Origin of the sequence: Herbaspirillum sp. alder98 (assembly GCF_020179755.1) — a bacterium.
Lineage (GTDB): Bacteria > Pseudomonadota > Gammaproteobacteria > Burkholderiales > Burkholderiaceae_D > Herbaspirillum.
The window spans coordinates 21,146-47,387 of record NZ_JAIUCY010000011.1 but is presented as its reverse complement, the minus strand read 5'-3'; the positions used below and the strand labels follow the sequence as shown (position 1 = coordinate 47,387).

The 26,242-nt window shown below is 64.2% G+C and carries 22 protein-coding genes; 6 read left to right on the top strand and 16 right to left on the bottom strand.

The genetic code is table 11. The features are described from left to right. Positions 1 to 69: 69 nt before the first annotated feature. From LBW87_RS20185 to LBW87_RS24025, 3 genes are all read left to right on the top strand, one after another. Positions 70 to 1,395 (top strand): MFS transporter, encoded by a 1,326-nt coding sequence (locus tag LBW87_RS20185; protein WP_225203262.1) that lies wholly within the window; start codon positions 70 to 72, stop codon positions 1,393 to 1,395. Between the two features lie 40 nt (positions 1,396 to 1,435). Continuing rightward, positions 1,436 to 2,710, top strand: a complete 1,275-nt coding sequence (locus LBW87_RS20180; protein ID WP_225203261.1) for a glucarate dehydratase family protein — start codon at positions 1,436 to 1,438, stop codon at positions 2,708 to 2,710. A 65-nt stretch (positions 2,711 to 2,775) separates the two neighbouring features. Continuing rightward, entirely contained in the window at positions 2,776 to 4,359 is a 1,584-nt protein-coding gene (locus LBW87_RS24025; protein WP_320442745.1) for a methyl-accepting chemotaxis protein, read from the top strand. A gap of 25 nt (positions 4,360 to 4,384) precedes the next feature. Here the strand turns inward: LBW87_RS24025 and hisC are convergent, their stop codons facing one another. The 16 genes from hisC to LBW87_RS20090 form a co-directional block, all read right to left on the bottom strand. After that, positions 4,385 to 5,461 carry a histidinol-phosphate transaminase gene (hisC, locus tag LBW87_RS20165; protein WP_225203260.1) on the bottom strand — a complete coding sequence of 359 codons (1,077 nt, stop codon included), beginning with the start codon at positions 5,459 to 5,461 and terminating at the stop codon, positions 4,385 to 4,387. Positions 5,462 to 5,531: 70 nt separating this feature from the next. Further along, complete coding sequence (locus tag LBW87_RS20160; RefSeq protein WP_225203259.1) at positions 5,532 to 6,125, bottom strand: molybdopterin-dependent oxidoreductase; 594 nt, start codon at positions 6,123 to 6,125, stop codon at positions 5,532 to 5,534. Positions 6,126 to 6,170: 45 nt separating this feature from the next. Continuing rightward, positions 6,171 to 7,370 (bottom strand): branched-chain amino acid ABC transporter substrate-binding protein, encoded by a 1,200-nt coding sequence (locus LBW87_RS20155; protein WP_225203258.1) that lies wholly within the window; start codon positions 7,368 to 7,370, stop codon positions 6,171 to 6,173. 260 nt (positions 7,371 to 7,630) lie between these two features. After that, positions 7,631 to 8,545, bottom strand: a complete 915-nt coding sequence (gene panS / locus LBW87_RS20150; RefSeq protein ID WP_225203257.1) for a ketopantoate/pantoate/pantothenate transporter PanS — start codon at positions 8,543 to 8,545, stop codon at positions 7,631 to 7,633. 224 nt (positions 8,546 to 8,769) lie between these two features. Next, a complete protein-coding gene (locus tag LBW87_RS20145; RefSeq protein ID WP_225203256.1) occupies positions 8,770 to 9,057 on the bottom strand; it encodes a hypothetical protein in 288 nt (95 codons plus the stop codon). Between the two features lie 156 nt (positions 9,058 to 9,213). Further along, entirely contained in the window at positions 9,214 to 10,881 is a 1,668-nt protein-coding gene (gene ettA / locus LBW87_RS20140) for an energy-dependent translational throttle protein EttA (protein WP_225203255.1), read from the bottom strand. 45 nt (positions 10,882 to 10,926) lie between these two features. Beyond that, positions 10,927 to 11,811, bottom strand: coding sequence for an EamA family transporter RarD (gene rarD / locus LBW87_RS20135; protein ID WP_225203254.1), 885 nt, complete (start codon positions 11,809 to 11,811; stop codon positions 10,927 to 10,929). A gap of 124 nt (positions 11,812 to 11,935) precedes the next feature. Next, positions 11,936 to 12,460, bottom strand: coding sequence for an ureidoglycolate lyase (locus tag LBW87_RS20130; protein ID WP_225203253.1), 525 nt, complete (start codon positions 12,458 to 12,460; stop codon positions 11,936 to 11,938). Further along, the gene (locus tag LBW87_RS20125) at positions 12,447 to 13,628 is read right to left on the bottom strand and encodes an amidase (RefSeq protein ID WP_225203252.1); all 1,182 of its coding nucleotides are present in this window, start codon (positions 13,626 to 13,628) and stop codon (positions 12,447 to 12,449) included. Before LBW87_RS20125 ends, LBW87_RS20130 begins: the two co-directional genes overlap by 14 nt. 22 nt (positions 13,629 to 13,650) lie before the next feature. Further along, positions 13,651 to 14,640 carry an ABC transporter ATP-binding protein gene (locus LBW87_RS20120; protein ID WP_225203251.1) on the bottom strand — a complete coding sequence of 330 codons (990 nt, stop codon included), beginning with the start codon at positions 14,638 to 14,640 and terminating at the stop codon, positions 13,651 to 13,653. After that, entirely contained in the window at positions 14,633 to 15,730 is a 1,098-nt protein-coding gene (locus LBW87_RS20115; RefSeq protein ID WP_225203250.1) for an ABC transporter ATP-binding protein, read from the bottom strand. The genes LBW87_RS20120 and LBW87_RS20115 overlap by 8 nt, the downstream gene beginning before the upstream one ends. Continuing rightward, positions 15,727 to 16,614 (bottom strand): ABC transporter permease, encoded by an 888-nt coding sequence (locus LBW87_RS20110; protein ID WP_225203249.1) that lies wholly within the window; start codon positions 16,612 to 16,614, stop codon positions 15,727 to 15,729. Before LBW87_RS20110 ends, LBW87_RS20115 begins: the two co-directional genes overlap by 4 nt. 1 nt (position 16,615) lies before the next feature. Beyond that, positions 16,616 to 17,569, bottom strand: a complete 954-nt coding sequence (locus LBW87_RS20105; protein ID WP_225203248.1) for an ABC transporter permease — start codon at positions 17,567 to 17,569, stop codon at positions 16,616 to 16,618. A 70-nt stretch (positions 17,570 to 17,639) separates the two neighbouring features. Continuing rightward, complete coding sequence (locus LBW87_RS20100; RefSeq protein WP_225203247.1) at positions 17,640 to 19,292, bottom strand: ABC transporter substrate-binding protein; 1,653 nt, start codon at positions 19,290 to 19,292, stop codon at positions 17,640 to 17,642. Positions 19,293 to 19,358: 66 nt separating this feature from the next. Beyond that, entirely contained in the window at positions 19,359 to 20,051 is a 693-nt protein-coding gene (locus LBW87_RS20095; RefSeq protein ID WP_413927667.1) for a FadR/GntR family transcriptional regulator, read from the bottom strand. A 378-nt stretch (positions 20,052 to 20,429) separates the two neighbouring features. Continuing rightward, on the bottom strand, positions 20,430 to 21,650 hold the full coding sequence (locus tag LBW87_RS20090) for a Bcr/CflA family multidrug efflux MFS transporter (protein ID WP_225203245.1): 1,221 nt from the start codon (positions 21,648 to 21,650) through the stop codon (positions 20,430 to 20,432). Positions 21,651 to 21,981: 331 nt separating this feature from the next. On the opposite strand from LBW87_RS20090, the gene LBW87_RS20085 reads away from it, so the two are divergent. The 3 genes from LBW87_RS20085 (at position 21,982) to LBW87_RS20075 (ending at position 26,078) form a co-directional block, all read left to right on the top strand. Continuing rightward, entirely contained in the window at positions 21,982 to 23,355 is a 1,374-nt protein-coding gene (locus tag LBW87_RS20085) for an ABC transporter substrate-binding protein (RefSeq protein WP_225203244.1), read from the top strand. Positions 23,356 to 23,391: 36 nt separating this feature from the next. Continuing rightward, positions 23,392 to 25,110: a diguanylate cyclase gene (locus tag LBW87_RS20080; protein ID WP_225203243.1), complete on the top strand. Its 1,719-nt coding sequence runs from the start codon at positions 23,392 to 23,394 to the stop codon at positions 25,108 to 25,110. Positions 25,111 to 25,232: 122 nt separating this feature from the next. Next, the gene (locus LBW87_RS20075; protein ID WP_413927666.1) at positions 25,233 to 26,078 is read left to right on the top strand and encodes a ferritin-like domain-containing protein; all 846 of its coding nucleotides are present in this window, start codon (positions 25,233 to 25,235) and stop codon (positions 26,076 to 26,078) included. The last annotated feature ends 164 nt before the right edge of the window (positions 26,079 to 26,242 follow it).

Here is a 26,242-nt window from a genome sequence, read left to right as displayed (position 1 = left end):
GGTGCCAACGATAGCCTGCGCGATGCGCGCACCGGGCAAACGCACCCCACAAGAAACCAGGAGACATGCGTGGATATAGCCAAACCAGGTGCAACGGCCGGGCATCCGACCGGACCGGCCTCAACCGTGCTGGCCGAGGCGGTGGGCAAGATCAAGCGGCGCGTGCTGCCCTTGTTCGTGATCATGTTCATCGTCAACTACATTGATCGCGTCAACATCGGCTTCGTGCGCACCCACCTCGCCACCGATGTAGGCATCAGCACCGCCGCCTATGGCTTGGGGGCCGGCCTGTTCTTCATCGGCTATGCCATCTTCGAGGTGCCGTCCAACCTGCTTCTGCAGCGCTTTGGCGCCAAGGCATGGCTGACGCGCATCATGGCGACCTGGGGCCTGGCAGCCACCGCGATGGCCTTTGTCAACAGCGAGACCACCTTCTACCTGCTGCGATTCCTGCTGGGCGCGGCCGAGGCCGGATTTTTCCCCGGCGTCATCTATTACTTCACGCAGTGGCTGCCCGCCAGCGAACGTGGACGCGCGATGGCGATCTTCCTGAGCGGGTCGGCGCTGGCGTCGATCCTGTCGGGTCCGATCTCGGGTGGGTTGTTGCAGCTTGACGGCGCCGGACTGCACGGCTGGCAGTGGATGTTCATCATCGAAGGCATGGCCTCGGTGGTGCTGTGCGGCTTCGTCTGGTTCTGGCTCGATTCGATGCCGGCTGATGCCAAGTGGCTGAGCCAGGCCGAGCGCGCGGCCATCACCGACACCATCGTCGCCGAGCAGGTCGAGCGCGCCAGAGACAAACCGGCCCACGTATCGGCATGGCAACTGCTGCGCGACACCCAGATCCTGATCTTCTGTTTCATCTACTTCTCGATCTCGCTCACCATCTACGGCGCTACCTTCTGGCTACCCAGCATCATTCGCAAGATGGGGAGTTTCAGCGACTTCCAGGTCGGCCTGTTCAATTCGATCCCGTGGCTGATCTCGATCGTGGCGATGTATATCTTCGCGGCGCTGGCGGCGCGCTTCAAGCATCAGCAGGCCTGGGCCGCGACGGCGCTGGTCATCGCCGCCTTCGGCATGTACATCTCGACTTTGGGCAATGCGTCGTTCGCCTTCGTCTCGATCTGTTTTGCCGCCGTCGGATTCAAGGCCGCGTCATCACTGTTCTGGCCCTTGCCGCAGAGCTATCTGGACGCCCGCATCGCCGCCGGCGTGATCGCATTGATCAACTCCATCGGCAACCTGGGCGGCTTCGTCGCGCCTACCGCGTTCGGCTTTCTGGAGCAGCGCACCGGCTCCATCGAGGGCGGCCTGCTGGGCTTGTCCATTACCTCGCTGGTGGCCGCCGGCGTGGTGTTTCTGGCTCGCTCCACCAGCAAGAAGGCCTATTGAATAGCGCCCCATTCACTGAACAGACCTTCAAGAGATCAACATGAAAATCACGCGCGTCACCGTCACCCCGATTGCATTCAAGGATGCGCCATTGTTGAATGCTTCGGGCATCCATGAACCCTATGCCCTGCGTTCGATCATCCAGCTCGAGACCGACAACGGTTACCTGGGACTGGGCGAAAGCTACGGCGATGCACCGGCACTGGCGATCCTGGACAAGCTCAAGGGCGAATTGATCGGGCTTGATCCGTTCAACCTGAACGGCTTGCGCGCCCTCGTGCGGCGCGTGGTGGCGCGCATGGCCCCGGCCAGCTCGGCCGGCGCCGAACTGGCGCCCGGCTCGCACGCCAGCAAGGCGGTCTCGAATGCGTACTCGGCGTTCGAAGTCGCGTGCCTGGATCTGCAGGCACGCTATCTCAAGGTGCCGCTGGTGGATTTGCTGGGCGGCGCGGTGCGCACGAAAATCCCGTTCAGCGCCTACCTGTTCTTCAAGTACGCGCAGCACATCGACAGCCCCTATGGGCCGGATCGCTGGGGCGAAGCCCTGTCGCAAGAGCAGATCGTGGCCCAGGCGCGCCGGATGATCGAGGAGAACGGTTTCGAGAGCATCAAGCTCAAGGCCGGCGCGCTGGAACCGGAACATGAGGTGGCTTGCATCAAGGCGCTCAAGAAGGCTTTTCCCAACGCGCCGTTGCGCATCGACCCCAACGGCAACTGGTCATTGGAGACGGCGATCCGGATGGCCGAACTGCTGGGCGACGACCTGCAATACTACGAAGACCCGACGCCCGGCCTGGAAGGCATGGCCGAACTGCACCGACGCACCGGCCTGCCGCTGGCGACCAACATGGTAGTCACCGATTTCGACGAGCTGCGCCGCAGCGTGGCATTGAACAGCGTGCAGATCGTGTTGGCCGACCATCACTACTGGGGCGGACTGCGCGACACCCAGCAGCTTGCAAGGATGTGCGACGTGTTCGGACTGGGCGTGTCGATGCATTCCAATTCACATCTGGGCATCAGCTTGATGGCCATGTCGCATGTGGCCGCCGCGGTAGAAAACCTGTCCTATGCGTGCGATACGCACTACCCGTGGCAAGAGCCTGACGAAGAAGTCATCAAGGGCGGCAAGCTGCCGATTCGCGATGGTTGCGTCAGCATTACCGATGCCCACGGCCTGGGGGTGGAACTGGACTACGATCAACTGGCCAAGTTGCACCAGCTCTACCTGGAATGCGGCATCCGCGCGCGCGACGACGTCGGCCAGATGCGCAAGTATCAGCCCGACTGGAAGGCCCTGAAACCCAGGTTCTGACTTGTCCCGCGGGCCATCGAAACAACCAAGACGAAAAAACGACAGGCGGTAGGAGGGAGATGGTCATGAAATGGTTTCGCGATCTGAACATTGCCAGGAAGCTTATGCTGACGATCCTGGCGGTGATAGTGCTGGTCTTTGCGTTGGGCTCGTTGGCCATCTTCGAGTTGGCCAAGGTCAATGATGCCTCGGGCGACATCGTTGAGAACTGGCTTCCCAAGGTCCGCAGCCTGGCCGAAATAAAACTGCTGATGGCGCGCATTCGCGGTAGCGAGGCACAGAGTATCCTGCTGAGCGCGCCCGACAAGCTCGCGGCCAACAAAAAAGGCGGCGATGCACTCATCGAGTCGATGAAGAAACTCCAGCGGGCCTACGAGTCGCAAATATCGAGCGACGAGGAGCGACGCTTGTATCAGGCGATCCTGGCCAATGTCGATAAGTTCTTCGTCGTACATGAGCAGATCATTTCCCTTTCCGTGGCCGGAAAGAAGGATGAAGCCCAGTTACGCAATATCGCCTCATCCAATGATTACCAGTCGGCCCTGGCATCGATAGAAAAAGCCGTGGTCCTCAACGACGCCGGCGCACAAGGCGCCAAGGTGACCGCAGTGGCGACCTATCGGGAAGCGCGGATCGGCATCTTCTCTCTGCTGGCGGCCTGCGTGGTGCTTTCAGTCGGCCTGTCGCTCTGGATCGCCCGCTTGATCTCACGACCGTTGAACGCTGCGGTCATGGCAGCCAGGCACATCGCAGAGGGCAATCTCGACGCCCGCTTCCATCGCACCGATAAAGACGAGACCGGACAGTTGCTGGCGTCTCTTGAAGAGATGGTGCACAGCCTGCGCAACATCGTCGACCAGGTTCGCACCGGGACCGATGCCATCACCACCGCTGCAGATGAAATCGCCACCGGCAATATGGATCTGTCCGGTCGAACCGAACAGCAGGCGGGTGCGTTGGAAGAGACGGCAGCGGCCATCGAGGAGCTGACGGCGACGGTCAGGCAGAATGCAGAAAATGCGCGACAGGCAAACCAGTTCACCGCCTCTGCCTCTGAAGTCGCACGGCATGGCGGCCATGTCGTCCAGGATGTCATCGCCACCATGGCCTTGATCAGCAGCTCTTCTCAAAAGATCGTGGAGATCATCGGCGTCATCGACGGCATCGCATTTCAAACCAATATTCTGGCGCTCAACGCTGCGGTGGAGGCGGCCCGGGCCGGCGAACAAGGCCGTGGATTTGCGGTGGTCGCGTCGGAAGTACGATCGCTGGCGCAACGCTGCGCAGCGGCGGCAAAGGAAATAAAAGGCTTGATCGAGAGCTCCGTGGTGAACGTCAACAACGGCGGCAAGCTGGTCGAAGCCGCCGGCGACACGATGACCGAGATCGTGGCCAGCATCGACAGGGTCTCGCATATCGTCACCGAAATAGCCTCTTCCACCGAAGAGCAAAGCTCGGGAATTGGACAGGTCAATGAAGCGATCATCCAGATCGACCAGACCACCCAGCAGAATGCGGCCCTGGTGGAGCAGGCCGCGGCAGCGGCGGCGGCGATGCAGCAACAGGCCTTGCGTCTTTCCGATTCGGTCCGGTTCTTTCAGGTCGGCAATGGCACAGCATCACTGCCGTTGCCGCGGCTGCCCGCGTGAAAATGCCAAGCGGGCCGTGGACGCATCACCCCAGATGCCGCCGCAACGATTCCACCAGAATATCGCAGGCCTCGTCGGTGCCGATCGTAATGCGCAGGAACTGGTTGATGCGGGCACTGGTGAAGTGCCGCACGATGATGCCGTCGCCACGCAACCTGGCGGCCAGTGTCGCGGCGTCATGACCGGGATGGCGCACGAACACGAAGTTGGCCGCTGACGGCAACACGTCAAAACCCAACGCCTTGAGCGATGCGGCCAGGCGCTCGCGGCTGGCGATCACCAGGTCGCAGGTCTTGCGGAAGTAAGCCTCGTCCTCGATGGCGGCGGTGGCGCCGGCGATCGCCGGGCGATCCAGCGGATACGAGTTGAAACTGTTCTTGACGCGCTCCAGCGCATCGATGAGATCGGCATGCCCGATCGCAAACCCCACCCGCATGCCCGCCAGCGCACGCGACTTCGACAAGGTCTGCACCACCAGCAGATTGGGGTAGCGTTGCACCAGGCCGATGGCGCTGATGCCGCCGAAATCGATATAGGCCTCGTCGACTACGACCACCCGTTGCGGATTGCCCTGCAGGATGCGCTCGACCTCGGCCAGCGGCATCAGGCAACCGGTCGGTGCGTTCGGATTGGGGAAGATGATGCCGCCGATGGCGTCGCCCTGGCCCAGGTAGTCGTCGGCACGGATCGTGAAATCGTCGGCCAGCGGCACCGCCCGATACTGCACCTCGTACAGGCCGGCATAGGTCGGGTAGAAGCTGTAGGTGATATCGGGGAACAGGATAGGCTTGCCGTGCTTGAGCAAGGCATGGAAGGCATGCGCCAGGACCTCGTCGGAACCGTTGCCCACGAACACCTCGCGCGGGGTGATGCCGTCGCCGGCATGGCGTGCGGCAATCGCCAGCTTGAGCGGCTCGGCGTCCGGGTTGGGATACAGGCGCAGGTTGTCGCTGACTTCACCGGCAATCGCTGCGAGCGCGCGCGGCGACGGGCCGTAGGGACTTTCGTTGGTATTGAGCTTGACCAGCCTGGCCAGCTTGGGCTGCTCGCCAGGGGTATAGGGCGTCAGCTGGCTGACGATAGGGCTCCAGAACTTGCTCATGGGAATTCGAACCGCAACGGGTTGGTAAGGTAATGGCCAGGGAAAGCGCAGATGTTAGCAAATTTAGGCGTCAGGCGCGGCGTACGGCGATGTGATACACGCCCCAGGGGCACAGCCCGAAACGCGCCGAAACCGGCTGCGCGGCCATCTCGGGAAAGCTGTCGGCGTCATACACCGCCCACAATGGCCCCAGTCCCCCCAGCGGCAATGGCTTGCCATCGAGATGGGTGGCGATGATGAAGCGGTAACGCAGCGCATCGCCACGCGGCAGCACGATGGCATAACCGTCGATGGCGCGCAGCAGGTAGCCGTCGGCGCGGGGATCGGCCCCGGCGGCGCGCATCACGTCGACCAGCAGGGGGCCGCGCAGGGTGTGCTGCAGGTTGTCGTATTCGAGGGTGGGCTTGATCTCGACGGCCGGCAAGGCGAGCAGCGTGCCGAAGTCGAAGGTGCGCGCACGATCGAAGTCGACCTTCTGCTTGTGCATCATCTGGTCCAGCGCCGGGTCGAGCCGGCCCCGGTTGGGCGACGAGATGGCGCCGGTGACGGTCAGCAGCGCCGGACCTGGCGCACGGCGCTCGCGGGCGATGGCCGCTGCCGGCAATGCCAACGTGCCGGCCACGCCTGCACTGCCAGCGGCACGCATAAAGTTGCGCCTGTTCATGATGTTTTCCTTCGAAAGGGTGCGCAGGGACGCCAGCATACCGCATCAAGGTCCGGCGGACCGCGCCGCACCCCCGCGCAGGACGTCGATGGACCGCAGCGGCACCCAGCGCTGATCGCGCACCTCGAAGATGCTCAACTGCGGATTGCGTGGATTGCCCCTGGCATCGAAGGCGATCATCCCGGTCAGCCCGCGAAAGCTGATGCGCCGCAAGACCTCGACGATGCGTCGGGCATCCAGCGAATCGGCCTGGCGCACGGCCGCCACCGCCACCTGGGCGGCATCGTAGGCAAAGGGTGTCAATCCGTGGATGTGCAGGCCGAAACGTTGGTGGTAGTCGTCCTCGAAGCGACGCCAGCCCGCCATCGCCGCGGTCGGCACGCCGCTCTCGATGGCCACCGTGCCATCGGCGGCGCTGCGGGCAGCGATCAGGAAGCTGGCCCCCACCACGCCGCTGGACGCCATCAGGAGGCGCATTCCCCCGCCCTCCTGGCGCATGGTCTGGGCCAGGTGCGCGGCCTGTGCCGCATAGCCGCCGAAAAACAGCGCCTCGGCGCCGCGCAGCCGGAGACGACGCACCAGTTGCGCCAGGTCACTGGCATAGCTGATGCGCTCGCGCACGACGACGGTGACGCCGCTGGCGCGCACCTGGTCGAAAAACGAGGCGGCGACACCGATGCCATACATGCTGCCGTTATCGATCACGGCCAGCCGCCGCAGCTTCATGCCCTGCACCACATGCTGCCCGAGATATTTCCCGGCATGGCCATCGTGGCTGATGAGGCGGAAGAAACTGGTGTATCCCTGTTCGGTCAACGCAGTAGCGCTGGCCGCCGGCGAGATCAGGGCCACGCCAGCGTCGGAATAGATCCGCGCCACTGCCGCGCTGGTGGTCGAATTGGCCGTGCCGATTACCGCCACCACGCCTGCCTGCAACATCTGCCGCGCACCCTCGATGGCCGTGGCGGGATCGCTGCGGTCGTCGTAGCGCAACAGGCGAAACGCGATGCGCTGGCCCGCGACGCGCGGATGCAGGCGATTGACTTCGGCCAGCGCCATCTCGGCAGCGTTGGCCAGGCTCTTGCCGAGCTCTTCGGACACGCCGCTCAAGGCGCCCGAAAAACCGATCAGCACAATACGCGGCCCGCGCTCGACATCGGCAGACGTTCCGTGCGCGGGATACAGGATGACGGCAAATGACAGCAGGATTCGCCGTGTGACGTCGACAGACAATAGCTTGGGCATATGCACCTCCGAAACCCGGCGCGCCGCAACGAAATCGGCGGACACGACCGGCGGCCCCTCACTGGCCTTTTCGGACTGTGCTTATGTGCTGGTCCGAAAACGGTGGAAGTTTGCCGTGCCGACTTTCAGGTGATGTGGCGGAAGGTTACATAGTGGAAATAATCGTAATTGGACGAAAATAACTACCTCAAAGACAAATCGGGCCGCGCCGGAACAATGTCCGGGGCGGCCCGATCTTTCGGACTACGGCAAACCGTTATTTAGTCGCGTGGTGGACGACCGCGCCAGTAACCGGCCAGCAGCGATCCCGACAGGTTGTGCCAGACCGAGAACAGCGCGCCCGGCAAGGCTGCCACGGGCGTGAAGTACATCTTGCCCAGGGCTGCGGCCAGACCGGAATTCTGCATGCCCACTTCGATGGCCAGCGTGCGGCACACCGCTTCGTCGAAGCCCAGCAGGCGCCCGCCCCAATAACCGCCCAGCAAGCCCAGGCCGTTATGCAGGATCACGCCGATCAGCACCACCAATCCGACCGAGGCGATGCTGGCCTGGCTGCCGCCTACAACAGCAGCGATGATCAACAGGATCGCGACCATCGACACCACCGACAGGTAGGGCTCGATGCGACGGATCAGGCCGCCGGCAAAGATATTGGCGATCAGGCCGACCACGATCGGCACCACCACGATCTGCACGATCGACATCAGCATGGCGTGCGCATCGAAATGGATCGACGCATCGACATACAGTTCGGTCAGCCAGGGCGTGGCGAACACGCTCACCAGCGCCGACAGGGTGGAGATGGTGACCGACAGGGCGACGTCGCCGCGCGACAGATAGATCATCACGTTGGAGGCGGTGCCCGAGGCCACGCTACCCACCAGCACCATGCCGGCGGTCAGGTCAGGCGGCATGCGCAGGGCCTTGGCGATGATCCAGGCGGCCAGCGGCATGACCAGGTAGTGCAGGATGATGCCGGCGGCCACTGGCGCCGGGCGCTTGATGATGCGCTTGAAGTCGTCCACCGTCAGCGTCACGCCCATGGTCAGCATGATCAGCGTGAGCAGCTGGGTCACGTATTTGCCGATGGGGGTGAAGGTGGTTGGCGAAAAATAGGCAGCTACGGAAAGCAGCAGCGCCCACAGGGGGAACAGGCGGGTAACGATGGCGAGCATGATTGAAACCGGATGAGTGAGCGGAATGAATAAGCGTCTTCCTGGCGGCATGAAGCACGCGGGACGCGGTTTTTATGCAATGGCAGCGGGTGGCGCGAATACGTTGGCGGAGCATTGACCATGCGCCCGGTGGGGCGGCGGCCGCTCTGCTCTTTATGATGACGTCTTGTGGACGCAAGGCCGAGATTCTACCTGTGGACAGCAATTCCTGCCCGGCACCCGGATCAGGCGGGCTTGTCGCACTTGAAGGTCAGCAGCGCCCTGGGCGGCAGCACCACCGGCAAGCCATCGGAGCGCTCGCTGCCCACCACCCGCATGCGGCGACCGAGATTGCGGCAATAGGCATCGGCCTGCTGCAAGCCCTTGATCGCCACCCCGTCATTGCCCTGCCAGGGCGAACTGGCAGTCAGCATGTACGTGTCGTGATCGAGCGCAGTCACGCCGCTGGACCAGCCGCAGGCGCTCAGCAGTGCGCTGGCCGTCAATAATGCTGCGCTCGATCGTGTGTTCATTGCCTGCCCCGCCGTATTGAATGGTTGAGGCGATGTTAGCGGGACGGCGCGGCAGCGTCATGCATCCCTACAACTCTTTACGTCGGCAGCGCACACGAAAAAAAACGCCGCTGATCACAGCGGCGTTCATTGCACCTGTCGACGCGTCGAGCAGACTCAGCGCGTGACCGGCTTGTAGCGGATCCGCTTGGGCTTGGCGCCTTCTTCGCCCAGGCGCTTCTTCTTGTCGGCTTCGTACTCCTGATAGTTGCCGTCGAAGAAAGTGACCTGCGAATCGCCTTCGAAGGCGATGATGTGGGTGGCGATACGATCCAGGAACCAGCGATCGTGGGAGATCACCAGCACGGTGCCGGCGAACTCGAGCAAGGCGTCTTCCAGCGCGCGCAGGGTTTCCACGTCGAGATCGTTGGACGGTTCATCCAGCAGCAGCACGTTGCCGCCCTGCAGCAGGGTCTTGGCCAGGTGCAGACGGCCACGTTCGCCGCCCGACAGGTTGCCGACGATCTTCTGCTGGTCCGAACCCTTGAAGTTGAACCGGCCCAGATAGGCGCGCGACGGCATTTCGAAACGGCCCACGGTGAGCAGGTCGGCGCCACCGGCGACATCCTCGAACACGGTCTTCTTGTTCTCCAGATCTTCGCGCGACTGGTCCACCAGCGACACCTTGACGGTGGGTCCGAGCACGACTTCGCCGCCATCGGGCTGCTCGCGTCCGGCCAGCATGCGGAACAGGGTCGACTTACCGGCGCCGTTGGGGCCGATGATGCCGACGATGGCGCCGGCCGGGATCTTGAAGTTCAGGTTATCGATCAGCAGGCGATCGCCGTAACCCTTGTTGACGTTCTTGAACTCGATGACTTCGTTACCCAGGCGCTCGGCCACCGGGATGAAGATTTCCTGGGTCTCGTTGCGCTTCTGGTATTCGTATTCGGACAGTTCGTTGAACCGGGCCAGACGCGCCTTGCTCTTGGCCTGGCGCCCCTTGGGGTTCTGCCGTACCCATTCCAGTTCCTTGGCGATGGTCTTCTGGCGCGCCGATTCGCTGGCTTCTTCCTGCTTCAGGCGGGCATCCTTCTGTTCCAGCCACGAGCTGTAGTTGCCCTTCCAGGGAATGCCATGGCCACGGTCCAGTTCCAGGATCCACTCGGCGGCGTTGTCGAGGAAATAACGATCGTGGGTGATCGCCACCACGGTGCCGGGGAAGCGTTGCAGGAACTGTTCGAGCCAGTCCACCGATTCGGCATCCAGGTGGTTGGTGGGTTCGTCGAGCAGCAGCATGTCGGGCTTGGAGAGCAGCAGCTTGCACAGCGCCACGCGACGCTTTTCACCGCCCGACAGCACGCCGACCTTGGCGTCCCACGGCGGCAGGCGCAAGGCATCGGCGGCCATCTCGAGCTGCTGGTTGAGGCTGTTGCCGTCGGAGGCCGAGATGATCGCTTCCAGGCGCGCCTGTTCGGTGGCCAGCGCGTCGAAGTCGGCGTCTTCCTCGGCATAGGCGGCATACACCGCGTCCAGCTTGGCTTGCGCCTCGAACACTTCGCCCAGCGCGCTCTCGACTTCCTGGCGCACCGTCTTTTCGGCATCGAGTTGCGGTTCCTGCGGCAGGTAGCCGATGTTCAGGTTCGGCATCGGGATCGCATCGCCTTCGATCTCGCGGTCGATGCCGGCCATGATCTTGAGCAGGGTCGACTTGCCCGAGCCGTTCAGGCCGAGCACGCCGATCTTGGCGCCGGGGAAGAAGGACAACGAGATGTCCTTCAGGATATGTCGCTTGGGTGGCACGATCTTGCCGACCCGGTTCATGGTAAATACGTATTGAGCCATTTTTTGCAGTGCCCTTGAAAGTGAAAACGGGTGATTGCGGGGCGCTCAGGCGTCCACGGAAGAGCCTTGGCCCCGCGCGCGCCAGAAGCGCCACAATCCTTCGGCGGAGTATACCGCGAGCGCCAGCCAGATCACGCTAAATCCGATGGCCCGGTTGCCGGCGAAGGCCTCGTCGTAGATCACCACGCCAGTCAGCAATTGCAGCGTCGGCGAGATGTATTGCAGCAAGCCCAAGAGCGACAGCGGGATACGACGCGCCGCCTGGGCGAACAGCAGCAACGGCACCGCCGTCACCGGCCCGGACAGCGCCAGCAGTAACTGGGCGCCGGTCGAGGCGTGGGCGAAGCTGTTGGTGTCGCGCCAGGTGTCCACGCCCAGGATCAGCAGCACCAGCGGCAGCATCATCAGGGTTTCCAGCGACAGCCCCTCCAGCGCGCCCAGCTGCGCCGTCTTGCGCAACAGCCCGTACAGGCCGAAGGTGCCGGCAATGACCAGCGCGATCCAGGGCAGGCTGCCGTTGGCCACCGTCAGCCACAGCACGGCCCCCAGCGCCAGCAGCACCGCCACCCATTGCAGCGCCCGCAGGCGTTCCTTGAGGATCAGGAAACCCAGCAGCACGCTGAACAGCGGACTCATGAAATAGCCCAGGCTGGTGTCGACGATGCGGCCCTGGTTGACCGCCCATACGTACAGCGTCCAGTTGCCCGACAGCAGCAGCGCCGAGGCCAGGAAGCCGATCAGTACCCGCGGTTGTTGCGCGGCCTGCCGCAACCAGCCCCATTGCCGACGCCAGGCCAGCACCCCGGCCAGGAACACGAACGACCAGAACAGCCGGTGGACGACGATATCGAAGGAAGGGATTTCCTTGAGCAGCTTGAAGTAAAGCGGGAATAGCCCCCACAGGAAGAAGCAGGCAACGGCGTAGAGCATGGTGGTCTCGGATTGGCGGCTGTCGTAAAGACTGATGAGAACCCGTTTCGTGGTCGCGACGGATTCAAGTGCCCTAGTGTTTCCCGCATTATTGCAGGATTCACCTTTTCCGGCTTGCCGCCCGTCAACCCTCGGCCAGCACCACGTCGATGCCTGCATGCATCGGGACCACCTCGCAGTCTTCGGTGCCGGCCATGCGTTCGATCACCAGCACATCGGCGGCGCCCACCGTAATCAGCGGATGGTGCCAGACCCCGCGTTTGAGGGTGACGCCCTGCCCGGCCTCGACCACGAAGGCGACGATGGCGGACGCATCCGGCTGGGCGCCGCTGCCGGCCAGCACCACCAGCATGCGCGACGCGCCCATTGGCACGAAGCTCTGGCTGCCCAGCAGATGGCGTTCGAAGGCGCGCACCGGATAAGGTGCGCGATGGGTGTGGGCGTCGGTGCGGAAGATCGCTACGCCGACCCGACCGCCTTCGGCCTCGGTGTCGAGATGGGCGACATCATCGAAGCGGCGCGTGGTGCCGAAGTTGATGTCGCGCTGCTGTTGGCCGGGCGCGATCAGATGGCCGTACGGCGCGAATGCGGCATGGCTCAACGGCTGCGCCACGATCACCGTGGCACGTCCCGCGTCAGGCGCACTCATGCATCAACCTCGCGGCAAACCGGATCAGCGAACGGTCACTGCCGGGCGGGCCGATCAGCGAAAAACCGAACGGCGCCTGGTCGAGCTGCATCAGCGGCAGCGAGATCTGCGGAAAGCCCGACAACCCTGCCAGGCACAGCATGCGCACGGCCTGGTTGCGATAGTTTTCCAGCGCCGGTTCGGAATCGGTCAGCAGCGGGGCGACGTCCGGCACGGTAGGCAACAGCAGCACGCCATCGGAGCCGAGCAGTCGCGCGAAGTCATCCCGGAACGCCCAGCGCACGGCGCTGTGCTGTTCCATCTGTTCCGGCGTGATGGTGGCCGACCAGGCAAAACGGTCGGCCACGCCCGGCCCCAGATGAAAGTCGTGACGACGGATGTTGTCCCCATGGCTCTGCCAGGCCTGGAACCCCTGGATGGTGCGAAACGCCCAGAACAGGGCCTCGAACGATGGGCTGGCGGTCTTGACCGGCTGGGGCGTGCCGATGACGCCCGAGAAGCGGTCCAACGTAGCCGAAAACACCGCCTGCACGCGCGGCTCCAGCAGCGCCAGCACATCGGCGGCGACCAGGGTGCGCGGGCGTTCGGGCAGCACGCTGCTGTCCTCGCCCAGCAGCACGTCGCCGACCCGGCCGAACAGGCCGATGTCGCGCGCAAACCAGCCACACGTGTCGAACGTCGGCGACAACGGCATCACGTCGGCCAGCGAGACGCGCGCATGCGTCGGACGCAGCCCGATCAGGCCGCAATGACTGGCAGGCGTGCGCACCGAGCCACCGGTGTCGGTGCCCAGCGCAATGTCGGCCAGGCCATTCGAGACCGCCGAGGCCGAACCCGAACTGGAGCCACCCGGAATGCGATCCGGCGCGCCGCCATTGCGCGGAGTGCCGAAATGGGCGTTCTTGCCATTCATCGAGAACGCCAGTTCGTCAGTATGGACCTTGCCGACGAAGCGCGCACCGGCGTCGAGCAACGCCTGCACCGCCGGCGCCGAGCGCGCCTTGATGCCGGACATCGCCAGCATGTGCGGATTGCCGCAACCGGTCGGATAGCCGGCGACATCGAAGATGTCCTTCACGGCCAGCGTCGATCCCGCCAGCGGGCCGGTCGGGTTCGAGGCGACTGGCGCATCGGGATAGGGTACGAAGCAGTGTGCCTGGGTGGTCATGCAGTCTCCTTGAGGTGGCGCGTCATGCGACGGCCAGTTGCAATTCTTGGGCGCGCAGGCAGCGTACCGTATGGGCCGGCCCGATGCCGAGTTCCTCCGGTTGCGTGGCACGGCATCGGTCGATGGCATGCGCACAGCGCTCGGCAAAGGCGCAGCCCGGCGGCAGCCTGGCCAGGTCGGGCGGCGCGCCCGGAATGGTCTGCAGCCGCTGGCCCTTCTGCATCGCGCCATGGCTGCGACTTTGCAGCAGCGAGATGGTGTACGGATGGCGCGGCTGCGTCAGCAGCTGCGCCGCCGGTCCCTGCTCGACGATACGCCCGGCATACATCACGGCGATCCGGTCGGCCACCTCGACGGCGGCGCCGATGTCGTGGGTGACGAAGATGATCGACAGTCCCAGCTCACGCTGCAGGTCGCGCAACAGCAGCAGGATCTGGATCTGCACCGTCGCATCCAGGGCGGTGGTGGGTTCGTCGGCCAGCAGCACCTTGGGCGAGCACGACAAGGCCAGCGCGATCATCGCGCGCTGGCGCATGCCGCCCGACATCTCGTGCGCATAGGCATCGAGGCGTCGCTCGGGGCTCGGGATGCGTACCTTCTCGAACAGCGCCAGCGCGCGCTGGCGGGCCTCGGCGGCCGACACCTTCTTGTGGCGGCGGATGGTCTCGACGATCTGGCTGCCGACGGTATAGACCGGGTCCAGCGCCAGCAGCGGTTCCTGGAAGATCATCGCGACCTGGTCGCCGCGCATCGCCGACAATTCCCGCGGCGACATCGCCAGCACATCCTGCCCCGCCACTTCCAGCCCGCCTTCGATGGTAGTGGTGCGCGGCGGATGCAGGCGCATGATCGAGCGCAGCGTGACGCTCTTGCCCGAGCCCGACTCACCGATCAGCGCCACCACTTCGCCGGCGTGCACCGCCAGGTCGACGCCACTGACGGCGCGGATGATCTTGCCGGGCGCCTTGAAGGTGACGCGCAGGTCGCGCAGGTTGATCATGACCTCAGACATGGATGTTCTCCCGGTTGGCCGCCATTGCACGATCGAAGGCGGCGCTGTCGTAGCCACTGTCGGCTTCATAGCGCAGGCAGGCCACGCCGTGTCCGCTGCACGGTTCATCGAAGCGCGGGGCGCGCATGCCGCACACCGGCTGGGCAAATTCGCAGCGGGTATGGAAGCGGCAGCCGGCAGGAGGATCGATCGGATTCGGCGGATCGCCCGACAGCGGCGCGTGTTCGGTCCGATGCTGCGGGTCCATGCTGGGCATGGATTGCAGCAATGCGCGGGTGTAGGGATGCAGCGGCGCATCGAATACTTGCTCGGCGCTGCCAAGCTCGACCACCTGGCCCAGGTACATCACCAGCACCCGATCGGAAATGAAACGCACCACGTTGAGATCGTGGCTGATGAAAAGATAAGTCAGGCCGAATTCCTGCTTCAGGTCCAGCAGCAGGTTGAGCACTTGCGCCTCGACCGACTTGTCGAGCGCCGACACCGCCTCGTCAAGGATCACCAGGCGCGGCTCCAGCGCCAGGGCGCGGGCGATATTGACACGCTGGCGCTGACCGCCCGACAACTCGTGCGGATAGCGACCGGCGAAGCGCTCCGGCTGCAGGCCGACGCGCGCCAGCAGGTCGCGCGCGCGCATGATGGCGTCGCGCGCATTGAGGCCGTGCACGATGGGCGCGAAGGCAATCGAGTCTTCGATGGTCATGCGCGGATTGAGCGACGAATAACTGTCCTGGAACACCATCTGCGTCTGGCGCCGGAACTGGCGCAGGGGCATAGCGCGCGAACCGACGGTCTGGCCGTCGAAGACCAGCTCGCCGCTGTCCTGTTCGATCAACTGCATCAGCACCCGGGCGGTGGTCGACTTGCCGCAGCCGGATTCACCGACTACGCCCAGCGTCTCGCCTTTCATGATGTCGAAGCTGACACCATCAACGGCGCGCACGGCCTTCTTCGGGCCGCCGGCAAACGGCAGGCCGCGTCCCTTCAGCGGAAAGTGCTTCAACAGATCGCGCACGCCCAGCAAGGGCTGGCGCGGACCGCCGACATCCTGTGCGTGATGTGACGGTTCGACGATGTGGATCTGGCTCATTGCTTGACCTCCATGGCCGACCGCAAGCCGTCGGATAGCATGTTGAATGAAATCGAAGTGACAAAGATGAACGCCCCCGGCAGCGCGGCAATCCAGGGTTGGGTATAGATGGCGGTGCGCAGGGTGTTGAGCATCAGGCCCCATTCCGGCTCGGGCGGCTTGACGCCCAGGCCGAGGAAGGACAGGCCGGAGGCCAGGATCATCGAGACCGAGATGAGGCTGGTGGCGTACACGAAGATCGGCCCCAGCACATTGCCCAGCACATGTACCCGCACGATGGTGAAGGCGCCCGCGCCCGAGGCCCGGGCGGCATCGACATAGTCGCTGCGCCTGACCTGGGTGGTGACGCTTTCGGCGATGCGCGCGATCTGCGGCACGAAGACGATGGTCAGCGAGGTGAGCGCATTGAAGATGCCGGCCCCCAGCGCACCCGACAGGGCAATCGCCAGCAGCACCGAAGGGAAGGCATACAGGATGTCGATGCTGCGCATGACCCCGGTATTGATCAGGCCGCCGGCATAACCGGCCAGGATGCCCAGGGCGCTGCCGATGACGAACGCCAGCAGCACCGGCGTGATACCCATGAACAGCGACAGGCGACCGCCCAGGATCAGGCGCGACAGCAGGTCACGCCCCAGTTCGTCGGTGCCCAGCAGGTGACCGGCGGTGCCGATCGGCTTGAGACGTGAAAACATCGAGGTGGCAAACGGGTCGGCCGGCATCAGCCACGGCGCGGCGATGGCCATCACGATCAATGCCAGCAATACCGCGCCGGCGATCAGGGCCGCCGGGTTGCGCACCAGGCGCGCGCCGACATTGGCCCAGTGCCCGCGTGAACGACGGTAAGGGGTCGCGAGGGGAACTGCAGTGGTGGCGGTGGTCATGTCAGGCTCGCTCGATGCGTGGATCGAAAATGGTTTGCAGGATGTCGACGGCCAGGTTGAGCGCCACGAAGAACAGCGCCAGCACCAGGATGGTCCCCTGCAGCAGCGGCAGGTCGCGCTGGAAGATCGCCTGGTTCAGCAGGAACCCGGTGCCGGGCCACGAGAACACCGTCTCGATCAGGATCGAGCCACCCAGCAGGTAACCCAGCTGCAGACCCATCACCGCCAGCGCGGTCGGCGCCGAGTTCTTGACCACATGGCGAAACACCCCGAACTCCGACAGGCCGCGCGCCTTCAGGCCGACCACGAATTCCTGCGACAGGATGTCGGCCACCAGCGCCCGCACGGTGCGGGCGATGATGCCCATCGGGATGAAGGACATGGTCACCGCCGGCATGATCAGGTACTTGACGTGTTCCAGGTCCCACACCCAGGCGCCCGAGCCATCGGGACCGGCGCCGGTGGCCGGCAACCACATCAGGCGCGACGAGAAGATGATCACCAGCACCATGCCCAGCCAGTAATGCGGCACCGAGACGCCGATGACCGAAATGAAGGAGGCCGCGCGGTCGATCCACGAATTGCGGAAATAACCGGCCACGAAACCGAACAGGCTGCCGAACAGGAAACCGATGGCGGTCGCCATCGAGGCCAGCATGAAGGTATTGCCGACCGCCTTGAACACTTCGGCGGCCACCGGCCGGCCGGTGGCGATCGAGCTGCCGAGGTCGCCATGCAGGGCGCGCCAGACCCAACTGAAGAACTGTTCGGGATAGCTGCGATTGAAACCATACAGTTCCATCAGCTGCTTTTGCAGATCGACTGACGCGTCGGGCGGCAGGATCGCCACCAGCGGGTCGCCGGGCGCAATATGGACCAGCATGAAACACAGGAAGGCCACCCCCAGCATGATGGGCAGGGCGTACAGCGTGCGACGGATCAGATAGGAAATCATGGGCGTGGCTTTGGGCTAAGCGAACAGCACGGGGTCGCGCCGACGGTGCATCGGCGCGACCGGGACGACATCAATCCATGTTCATGGTGGCGATGTCGATGAACCAGCTTTGCGGCTGCACTACGCCCTTGACCTTGGCCGAGATGGCGCGTGGTCCGGTGTCGTGCGCCACCCAGACGAAGGGCGCATCGTCGACGATCTTGGCGTGCAACTGCGCCAGCAAGGCATCACGCTGCTTGGGATCGAAGGTGGTGCGCGCCTTGGCAATGAGGGCATCGACATCGGCATTGCTGTAGAAGCCCCAGTTGTTGGACGTCGGCGGCGCGGCCTTGGTATCGACGAAACGCACCATGGCAAAGAACGGGTCCATCGCCGCGAAGCTGATGTTGACCGCGTTGGCGCCGTGCGCGCTCGGATCCTTGGCGCCGATACGCCAGTTGGTATAGAGCGTGTTCCATTCGATCACGTCGAACTGGACGTCGAAGAAGCACTCCTTGAGGTTCTGCTGCATGAACTCGTTCATCGGCAGCGGTTGCATCTGGCCCGAACCGGATGCCGAGATCTGCACCTTCACCGTCAGCGGCTTGGCGGCCGAATAGCCGGCTTCGGTCATCAGCTTCTTGGCCGCGGCCGGGTCGTACTTGATCTGGAAGGTCGGGTTGCCGCGCCATGGATGACCAGGCTCCACGGTGCCGGTGGCTTCACCCATGAGCCCACCCAGCAACTGCTTCATGGCAGGACGGTTGATACACAGGTTGGCGGCATAGCGCACCTTCTTGTCGAGCCAGGGCGAACCGGGCACGAACGACAACTGCCACGGCCAGACGTGCGGCTGCGGATTGGAATAGATCTTGAAGCCACGGCCCTTGATGGCGTCCAGCGCGTCAGGCGCGGGGGCTTCGATCCAGTCGACCTGGCCCGACATCAGGGCGGCGGTGCGCGAGTTGGCTTCGGGCAGCGGCAGCATCACGACGCGGTCGATCTTGGGGCGGCGCTGCGCATCCCAGTAGCCGTCGTTCTTGACCACTTCCAGGCGTTCGCGCGGTACGAACTTGCTCATCTTGAATGGACCGGTGCCGGACGCATCAGCGGCAAAGGCGATCCAGGCCTGCTTGGAACGCTCGGCCTTGTCTGTCACCGAAGCCGGCACGGCGGCCTGCTTCTTGTCCCACTGGGCGGGCGAGGCCATGAACAGGTTGGTCAGGTTGATCGGCAGGAAGGAGTCGGGTTCGGAGGTGCTCAGTTCCACCGTCAGGTCGTCGATCTTCCGGGCCGAGCGCAGGGTCGGCATGCGCGAGGCGGTGACGCCGACCTGGCTGGGATCGAATTGGGCTGCATTCTTGTCGAGCACCTTGTTGACGTTCCACACCACGGCGTCGGCATTGAAGGCCGATCCGTCATGGAACTTGACGCCGGGGCGCAGCTTGAAGATCCATTTTGTATGATCCTTGGCGTCGACCGCCCACGACAGGGCGAGATCGGGAATCAGGTCGCTGGCCTTGTCGGCCTTGGACAGGTCCCATTGGGTCAGGCCGTCGTACATCGGAATGCCGGTGAAGCGGTTGCCCTCGAAACCCTGGTCGGGCTGGCCCAGCGTGCGGGGAATGTCGCCGGCGGTCATGCCGATGCGCAGCACTTTCTCGGCCTGGGCAGGGGCGGCCGCGAGAGCGCCGAAGGCCAGGCTGAAGGCCATGGTCAGGGCTGCGATTCTTGGAGATTTCATATCAGTGCTTTCCTGGTTGGGGTGACGGTGGAAACGACGACAGATGAAACGAACGACGGAACAGGTTCAGGGCGGATCGAAATGGATATCGGCCCGTGCGGCGGCATTGACCAGATGCTGTTGCATGCCGGCGCGGGCACCATCGATGTCGCCCGCCGAGATCGCGGCGGCGATGGCGCGATGCTCCACGGCGGGCGGCCAGATACGTTGCGGGTCGGCAAACGGCACCCGCAGGCTGTGGCTGATCGGGCTCTCGAACTGGCGCACCACCTGCAACACGCCCGGGTTGCCGGACAACTCGGCGATCAACTGATGGAATTCGAAATCGGCGTGCGCGGCGCTGACCAGGTCGAGGTTGTTGAGCGCATCTTCGAAGCGCGCCTGCACTCCCCACAGGCGCGGCGTGGCGGCGGCCGTGATATGGCGCGCTGCCAGGGCGGCGGCGGCCGGTTCCAATACATAACGAAGCTGGTAGATGGCGGCCAGCGGCAAGGCACGACCGTTGTCATCGGCCTGGCTCGACAAGGGCGGTGCGACGATGCGACCGGACTGGCGCTCGGCCACCAGCGTGCCCTTGCCCGGCACCGAGCGGATAAAGCCCAGGGCTTCCAGCATCGACAGCGCTTCGCGCAGGGACGCACGACTGATGCCCATCGACTCGGACAGCTCGCGCTGGCTGGGCAGCATCTCGCCCGGCGCATAGGTGCCGGACAGGATCTGCCGCTGTAGCGTCTGTGCTGCGATGTTGGGCATGCTCATTCGTCGATCCCCGTTATTGGCCTGACTGGTCAGACCGCAAGAGGGACTTCAGCAATTAGCGTGCCACGCCCGGGCATTCCGTCCAGCGAAATTTCAGGGAGGATGCGCGGGAGCGCAGGCAGGAAAGATGGGGGCGAGCCGGGGGAGAGCCGGGAGATGAGGCGGCGCTATCGGCGCGCTTCAGCGCCAAGAAAGTGCGGCGTGCGCCAAGTTGGGAACAGCAAGGCACTGGGTGCCGGCATGCGCCGACACGACGAGTTACTTGTGACTCGACCTCCGTCGCCCTGACGAAAGTCGGGGCCCAGTGACGTTCAGCAGCTTCTGGTGCACAACAAACGCCACTGGGTACCGGCGTTCGCCGGCACGACAGGCTAATTGTTACCCGGCCGCCGGCGTCGCCGGCGCATGCTTGGCCACCAGGTGATACAGCAGGAACGCCGCCGCGCCACAGACCGCCATCACGGTCACCAGCGGCAGCGCCGTGCCGTCATGCCAGAAGCTCATGACCACGCCCGACATCACCCCCATGCCGAACTGCAGCGTGCCCATGAGCGCGGCCGCAGTGCCGGCCTGGCGGCCCTGGTGCTTGAGGGCGATGGCGGTGGCGTTGGGGCCGGTGAAACCATAGGCGGTCAGGAAACCGAAGAAACCGACCAGCAGCAACGGCAGGCTTTCGAAGCCGGCCGCCACCGCCAATGCCACCACCAGCGACAGGCCGGCCGGCAGCCACAGGATCTTGCCCAGCACGCGCTCGGGCGAGCGCTTCACTACCAGGCGCGCATTGATCTGGGATGCGGCAATCAGGCCGATCGCGTTGGAGGCGAAGACAAACCCGAAGTACTGCGGCTTGATGCCGTGCAGCTCGATGATCACGAACGGGCCGCCGGCAATATAGGCAAACATGCCCGCCTGCACCAGTCCGCCGCACAGCACGTAGGACATGAACTGGCGATGCCGCAGCAGCCCCCAGTACTGGCGCAAGGTGCGCCCCAGGTGCAACGGCTCGGCCTGGGTGACATCGACCGTCTCGGTCAGGAATTTACGGGTGCCCACCAGGCACAGCAGGCCAAAGATGGTCAGCACCACGAAGATGCCGCGCCAGCTGGCCACCACCAGCATGATGCCGCCGATGAAAGGCGCCAGGATCGGCGCCAGCCCGAACACCAGCATCAGCATCGAGAACGCCTTGGCCGAGCCTTCGGCGCCCATCCGGTCGCGCACCATCGCGCGCGGGATCACCATGCCGGCGCTGCCGCCCAGGCCCTGGAAGAAGCGCAATACGATCAGGGTCTCGATGTTCTGGGCAAACACGCACAGCAACGAGCAGATGAAATACAGGGTGATACCGAAGAACAGCGGCGGCTTGCGCCCGAACCGGTCCGACAGCGGACCGTAGAACATCTGCCCCAGCGCCAGTCCGATCAGGAAAGTGGCCAGCGTCAGCTGGACCAGGTTGGTGCCCACGCCCAGGTCCTGGGCGATGGCCGTGAAGCTGGGCAGGTACATGTCGATGGCCAATGCGCCCATCGCGGTCAGGCCGGCCAATACGGCCAGCCATGGAGGAAATTTGCCCGTTGCGAGCGTGTTGTCTGTTTGCATGAAGAAAACCGTAGACGGCTGCCGCAGTCATCGCGCAGACAGCGCGCAAAGGGGCAACCGGAATGAAGGGTAGGCCGGCATTATAGACTGAGCAGGCGTTTCGTTCCGGTTGCCCGGCGGCATCACCGTGCACCGATTTCGACAGCAGGTGGTGCACGGCCATCCAAAAGCTGGCACACTCACCACACAGTTCCCGAGCGTCAGGAGCATGGACGCCGGGAAGCGGGAATAGCGCTGATCGACGGCGTGCCCTTGCAGCATAGGGCGCGCCGACGGATATGCAGCTCAGCAGAAGCCACAATAAAAGCATATTGCCGCAGGGGAAAAGTGCATGACTTCGCCAACCGCGAAAAAGCCAGCCATTGCCGCACGCCATGTCGCCGCAGAGAAGCGCTTCAATTGTCAGCGACGCCGCCTGCTGACCTGGGGCGCCGCCGCAGCCAGCGCCACGCTGTTGCCGGGTTGCGAACGCAGCCAGCCGGAACCGCCGGCGAGCCCGGCGCCGGCCAGCGCACCGGTGGTGCTGACCGCGCTCATCTGGGCCCCGGACTGGGCCGAAGAGATGCATCGGGTCGCCGGCGCCTTTTCGCGTGAGCATCCCGATATCCAGATTGCGCTGCAGTTCATGATCGGCAATTCGGTCGAGGAAAACCTCATGCCCAAGGCGGCCACCAACAGCCTGCCTGACATTGTCTCGGTCAATCCCAATCCGTATGCCGCGACCCTGGCCGACCAGGGATTGCTGGCCGACATCGGCCAATGCGCCGCCTGGGGCAACATGCTCGACGCGCTGCAGGCCGACTGGACGTCGCCGGCGCAACGTCGCTTCGGCATCCCCACCGGCGTCGCCACCACCCTGATCTATTACAACCGCGACATGTTCGAGCGCGCCGGCATCACGGCGACGCCCACCGATTTCGATGCCTTCATCAGCGCCGGACTGGCCTTGAAGAAAGCCGGCCTGACGCCGCTGGCGTTGTCGGGCGGTTTTCCCAACATGCTGGCCAACGGCCCCTTCAGCCATGGCTTCGCCAACGAGATCGTGGCCAACTTCCCTGACTGGCGCGCGCGCATCGCCGCCGGCACCCTGCCCCTCGACGGCGCGCACGGCATTGCCATCTTTGCCCGCTTGCGGCAACTGGCCGACCACGCGCTGCTGCAGCCGGATTTCATGCGGGCCGGCTATGACGACACCCTGCGCCTGTTTGCCGAAGGCCGGGCCGCCATGACCTTCCAGGGCACCTGGGCGGCGGGCAGCCTGATGCGTGGGCGCGGCCAGCGCGTGGGCGTATTTGCCGCGCCCTGGAACGAGCGCGGCCGGGCCGCCGTGCCGGTGATCGGCAGCGAGACCGGTTTTGCAGTGGCGCAACGCGGCAGCGAACGTTCGCGCCAGGCGGCGCGCATGTTCATCGATTATCTGTATGGCCCGGGCATGCCGATCTGGCAAGCCAAGCGCCAGAACATCCCGCCACTGCGCAAGCTCGATGAGGAGGTGGCCGGCGACCGGGCACTGTTTGCGCTGGTCGAACAGATCGAACGGCAGGGAACAGGACCCGGACTGTATTACTCTTATCTGCCGGCCAATACCATCGAACGCCTGCATGCACTGCTGCAATCCGTGCTCTTTGGCAAGATGGCGCCGATGGAGGCGGCCCGCCTGCTGCATCATTCGATTCGCGACCAGGCACGCACGGAGAGCAAATAGAACGCATTTCCTCAACAGTTCCAATCAAGGGGCGGCATGCGCAAGAGGCTGGACTTTCTTTCGATGAATTTCCTGCGGCGAATCGAAATCAGATATCGCCTGATCAATTCATTCATCCTGTTGTCGTTGCTGCCGCTGCTGGTCTCGGGCCTGATCGCCTATCGCGAAACCAGCCGCGCCACGCAGGAAAAAGTAGAGGTCTATTCGGTGCAGGTGGTGCGACAGATCTCGCAGAACCTGCTGCTGCGCATGGAGCGCATCGAAGAAGACAGCGAAGAACTGCTGCTGTCCGAGCGCATGCAGTCGCTGCTGTCGGATTACTACGGCACCGATGAGGTCGCCAGCGCGGCGGCACGCAGCGGCGTGTCCCGGATGCTGCTCGACACGTACGGTTCGATCCCCTATGTCAGCCAGAAATACGTGCTGGATCGCAACCGCCAGGTGATCGATCCGCAAATTTTCGCGTCGCTGGCCAGCAGCATCACACGCCTGGCCGAAGAAATTCCCGACCTCGGCGGGCGGCCCTGGTGGACGCTGTATAACGCCGGCCATGGCCAGAAGAGCCTGGCGATGTTGCGCGAGATCCGCCTCACCGGCAACAACCGCAGCGCCGGCCTGCTGCTGATCGGGGTGCAGCCCAGTCACTTCTTCCAGGTCTTCGGCGGGGTCGACCTGGGCTACGACTCGAACATGTTCATCGTCGATGCCAACGATGGCGAGATCGTGGTCCAGAACCGCCAGGGCGGCGCCGGCCAGGCCGATCCGGCATTGATGCAGGGCATCGCGGCCAGCCTGGCCCAGAAGCGCGACAGCGACTTCATCTCTTACACCGCGCGCGACAAGCAGGCCTACTACGCAGCCGTGGCCCGCGTGCCGCACACCTCATGGCTGGTCGTCAATGCGACGCCGAGCGACCGGCTCAATGCCGACACCCGTTCGGTGCGCAACAAGATCCTGGGCATCGGCCTGTTGTGCTTCCTGGTTTCGCTGCTGCTGTCCTACCTGATCTCGCGCAGCATTTCACTACCGCTCAAGCGCCTCATCGCGGTGATGCGAGAAACCGAAGCCGGCAACTCGCAGATGCGGGCCGAGCAGGTCGGCACCGACGAGATCGCCGTGCTGTCGCGCAAGTTCAACCAGATGGCCAGCAAGGTGCATCAGAACAAGGAGCAGCTGGAAGACCAGGTCGCCATGCGCACGCGCGAACTGGAGCGCGCCAATCGCAAGCTGGAAGCGCTGTCGGCCACCGATGGCCTCACCGGCGTGGCCAATCGGCGGCGCTTCGACGAGGCCCTGGCCAATGAATTGCGGCGCTCGGCGCGCTCGGCCAAACCGCTGGCGCTGCTGATGCTGGATGTGGATTATTTCAAGAAATACAACGACCGCTATGGCCACCAGGCCGGTGACGAATGCCTGCGCGTGATCGCCCGCGTGCTGCAGAACAGTTCAAGGCGCGCCACCGACCTGGTGGCCCGTTATGGCGGCGAGGAATTCGTCATCATCGTCGCCGAAAGCGAAGCCGGCAGCGCCATCCAGCTGGGCGAAAACATCTGCGACGCGATCCTGGCGCTGAAGATCCCGCATGCCGATTCGCCGTTCGGCTACATCACGGCCAGCGTCGGCGTGGCGGCCTTGCAGCCGGACGACCAGAGCACCCCCGACCGGGTGCTGCGCATTGCCGACCAGGCGCTGTATCACGCCAAGTACCAAGGGCGTAACCGGGTGGTGCTGGGCAGCGACTACACCGGCCTCTAGCGCAATGCTTGCAGCGGGCTGACACGCCGCTGACAAAGCACCGGCAGATGCAAAGAACGGTGTCGACTGCAGCGCTTGCCTGAACCAAAGAGATGGCCTTGCATCATAACGGGATGCCACTCATGCAAAGGACAGCCAAGATGCCGGACCGCCAGCAGAAGAAGAAGCATTGGAGCATCGATGATATCGATTTCAGCCGCATCGACCGCGAGCGCGTGCGGATAGACGAAAACCTGTTCTACATGGTGGCCTGCGCATCGTTCATCGAGAGCGGATCGGACCTCTACACCAGCAACCTGATCGAATACTACCGGGGCGACGCCGAGGTCGAACACTGGCTGCGCACCCAATGGGAGCAGGAAGAACTGCAGCACGGTCGCGCCCTGCGCGCCTATGTCCAGCATGTCTGGCCGGAGTTCGACTGGGAACGCGCCTTCCAGGGCTTCCTCGACGAGTACTCTGGTTACTGCAAGGTCGAACTGCTGGAGCCGACCCGCGCCCAGGAGCTGGCCGCGCGCTGCGTGGTCGAGACCGGCACCGCCACCTACTATCGCGCCATCGAGCGCGCCACCGACGAACCGGTGCTCAAGCAGCTGGCCGGCCTGATCGCGACCGACGAGGTCAACCACTACAAGCATTTCTATCAGTATTTCCGCCGTTATCGCAGCCAGGAGGGCATCGGCCGCACCAAGGTGCTCGGCACGCTGGGCCGGCGCACACTGGAACTCAAGAGCGAAGACGCCGACTGCGCCATCCGGCATGTCATGAAGGTGCACGCGCCGGCCCAGGCCGTCGATCCGGCGCGGGTGCGCGAGGTGGCCTCGCAACTGAGCCGGACGGTGCGCAGCAACCTGCGCCCGGAGACCACCATCAAGATGATCATGCGGCCGCTCGAATTGCCGGCGCGACTGCAGAGCATGATCGAATTTCCCATCCGGCAACTGATGCACCGGGTTTTCCTGCGCTGAAATGGCTGACGCATCGCTGACACAATGACAGCATCGCCGGCACTGTTGTCGCGCAGCATTGTCGACATTTTCCGGCGCTCCCATCAGCGTCGGCGCAACTTCGCATACCCCGCTGCCGGTGGGGCTTTGCGGCGCGCCCCAAGAACGGGCGCAAGTGATCACCA

Coding starts and splice junctions, on each gene's coding strand:
- panS (WP_225203257.1), bottom strand. CDS start 8,545: ATGCTCGCCATCGTTACCCGCCTGTTCCCCCTGTGGGCGCTGCTGCTT.
- LBW87_RS24025 (WP_320442745.1), top strand. CDS start 2,776: ATGAAATGGTTTCGCGATCTGAACATTGCCAGGAAGCTTATGCTGACG.
- ettA (WP_225203255.1), bottom strand. CDS start 10,881: ATGGCTCAATACGTATTTACCATGAACCGGGTCGGCAAGATCGTGCCA.
- LBW87_RS20075 (WP_413927666.1), top strand. CDS start 25,233: ATGCAAAGGACAGCCAAGATGCCGGACCGCCAGCAGAAGAAGAAGCAT.
- LBW87_RS20105 (WP_225203248.1), bottom strand. CDS start 17,569: ATGATTTCCTATCTGATCCGTCGCACGCTGTACGCCCTGCCCATCATG.
- LBW87_RS20125 (WP_225203252.1), bottom strand. CDS start 13,628: ATGACCACCCAGGCACACTGCTTCGTACCCTATCCCGATGCGCCAGTC.
- LBW87_RS20115 (WP_225203250.1), bottom strand. CDS start 15,730: ATGAGCCAGATCCACATCGTCGAACCGTCACATCACGCACAGGATGTC.
- hisC (WP_225203260.1), bottom strand. CDS start 5,461: ATGAGCAAGTTCTGGAGCCCTATCGTCAGCCAGCTGACGCCCTATACC.
- LBW87_RS20095 (WP_413927667.1), bottom strand. CDS start 20,051: ATGAGCATGCCCAACATCGCAGCACAGACGCTACAGCGGCAGATCCTG.
- LBW87_RS20080 (WP_225203243.1), top strand. CDS start 23,392: ATGCGCAAGAGGCTGGACTTTCTTTCGATGAATTTCCTGCGGCGAATC.
- LBW87_RS20110 (WP_225203249.1), bottom strand. CDS start 16,614: ATGACCACCGCCACCACTGCAGTTCCCCTCGCGACCCCTTACCGTCGT.
- LBW87_RS20090 (WP_225203245.1), bottom strand. CDS start 21,650: ATGCAAACAGACAACACGCTCGCAACGGGCAAATTTCCTCCATGGCTG.
- LBW87_RS20160 (WP_225203259.1), bottom strand. CDS start 6,125: ATGAACAGGCGCAACTTTATGCGTGCCGCTGGCAGTGCAGGCGTGGCC.
- LBW87_RS20100 (WP_225203247.1), bottom strand. CDS start 19,292: ATGAAATCTCCAAGAATCGCAGCCCTGACCATGGCCTTCAGCCTGGCC.
- LBW87_RS20180 (WP_225203261.1), top strand. CDS start 1,436: ATGAAAATCACGCGCGTCACCGTCACCCCGATTGCATTCAAGGATGCG.
- LBW87_RS20085 (WP_225203244.1), top strand. CDS start 21,982: ATGACTTCGCCAACCGCGAAAAAGCCAGCCATTGCCGCACGCCATGTC.
- LBW87_RS20145 (WP_225203256.1), bottom strand. CDS start 9,057: ATGAACACACGATCGAGCGCAGCATTATTGACGGCCAGCGCACTGCTG.
- LBW87_RS20155 (WP_225203258.1), bottom strand. CDS start 7,370: ATGCCCAAGCTATTGTCTGTCGACGTCACACGGCGAATCCTGCTGTCA.
- rarD (WP_225203254.1), bottom strand. CDS start 11,811: ATGCTCTACGCCGTTGCCTGCTTCTTCCTGTGGGGGCTATTCCCGCTT.
- LBW87_RS20130 (WP_225203253.1), bottom strand. CDS start 12,460: ATGAGTGCGCCTGACGCGGGACGTGCCACGGTGATCGTGGCGCAGCCG.
- LBW87_RS20120 (WP_225203251.1), bottom strand. CDS start 14,640: ATGTCTGAGGTCATGATCAACCTGCGCGACCTGCGCGTCACCTTCAAG.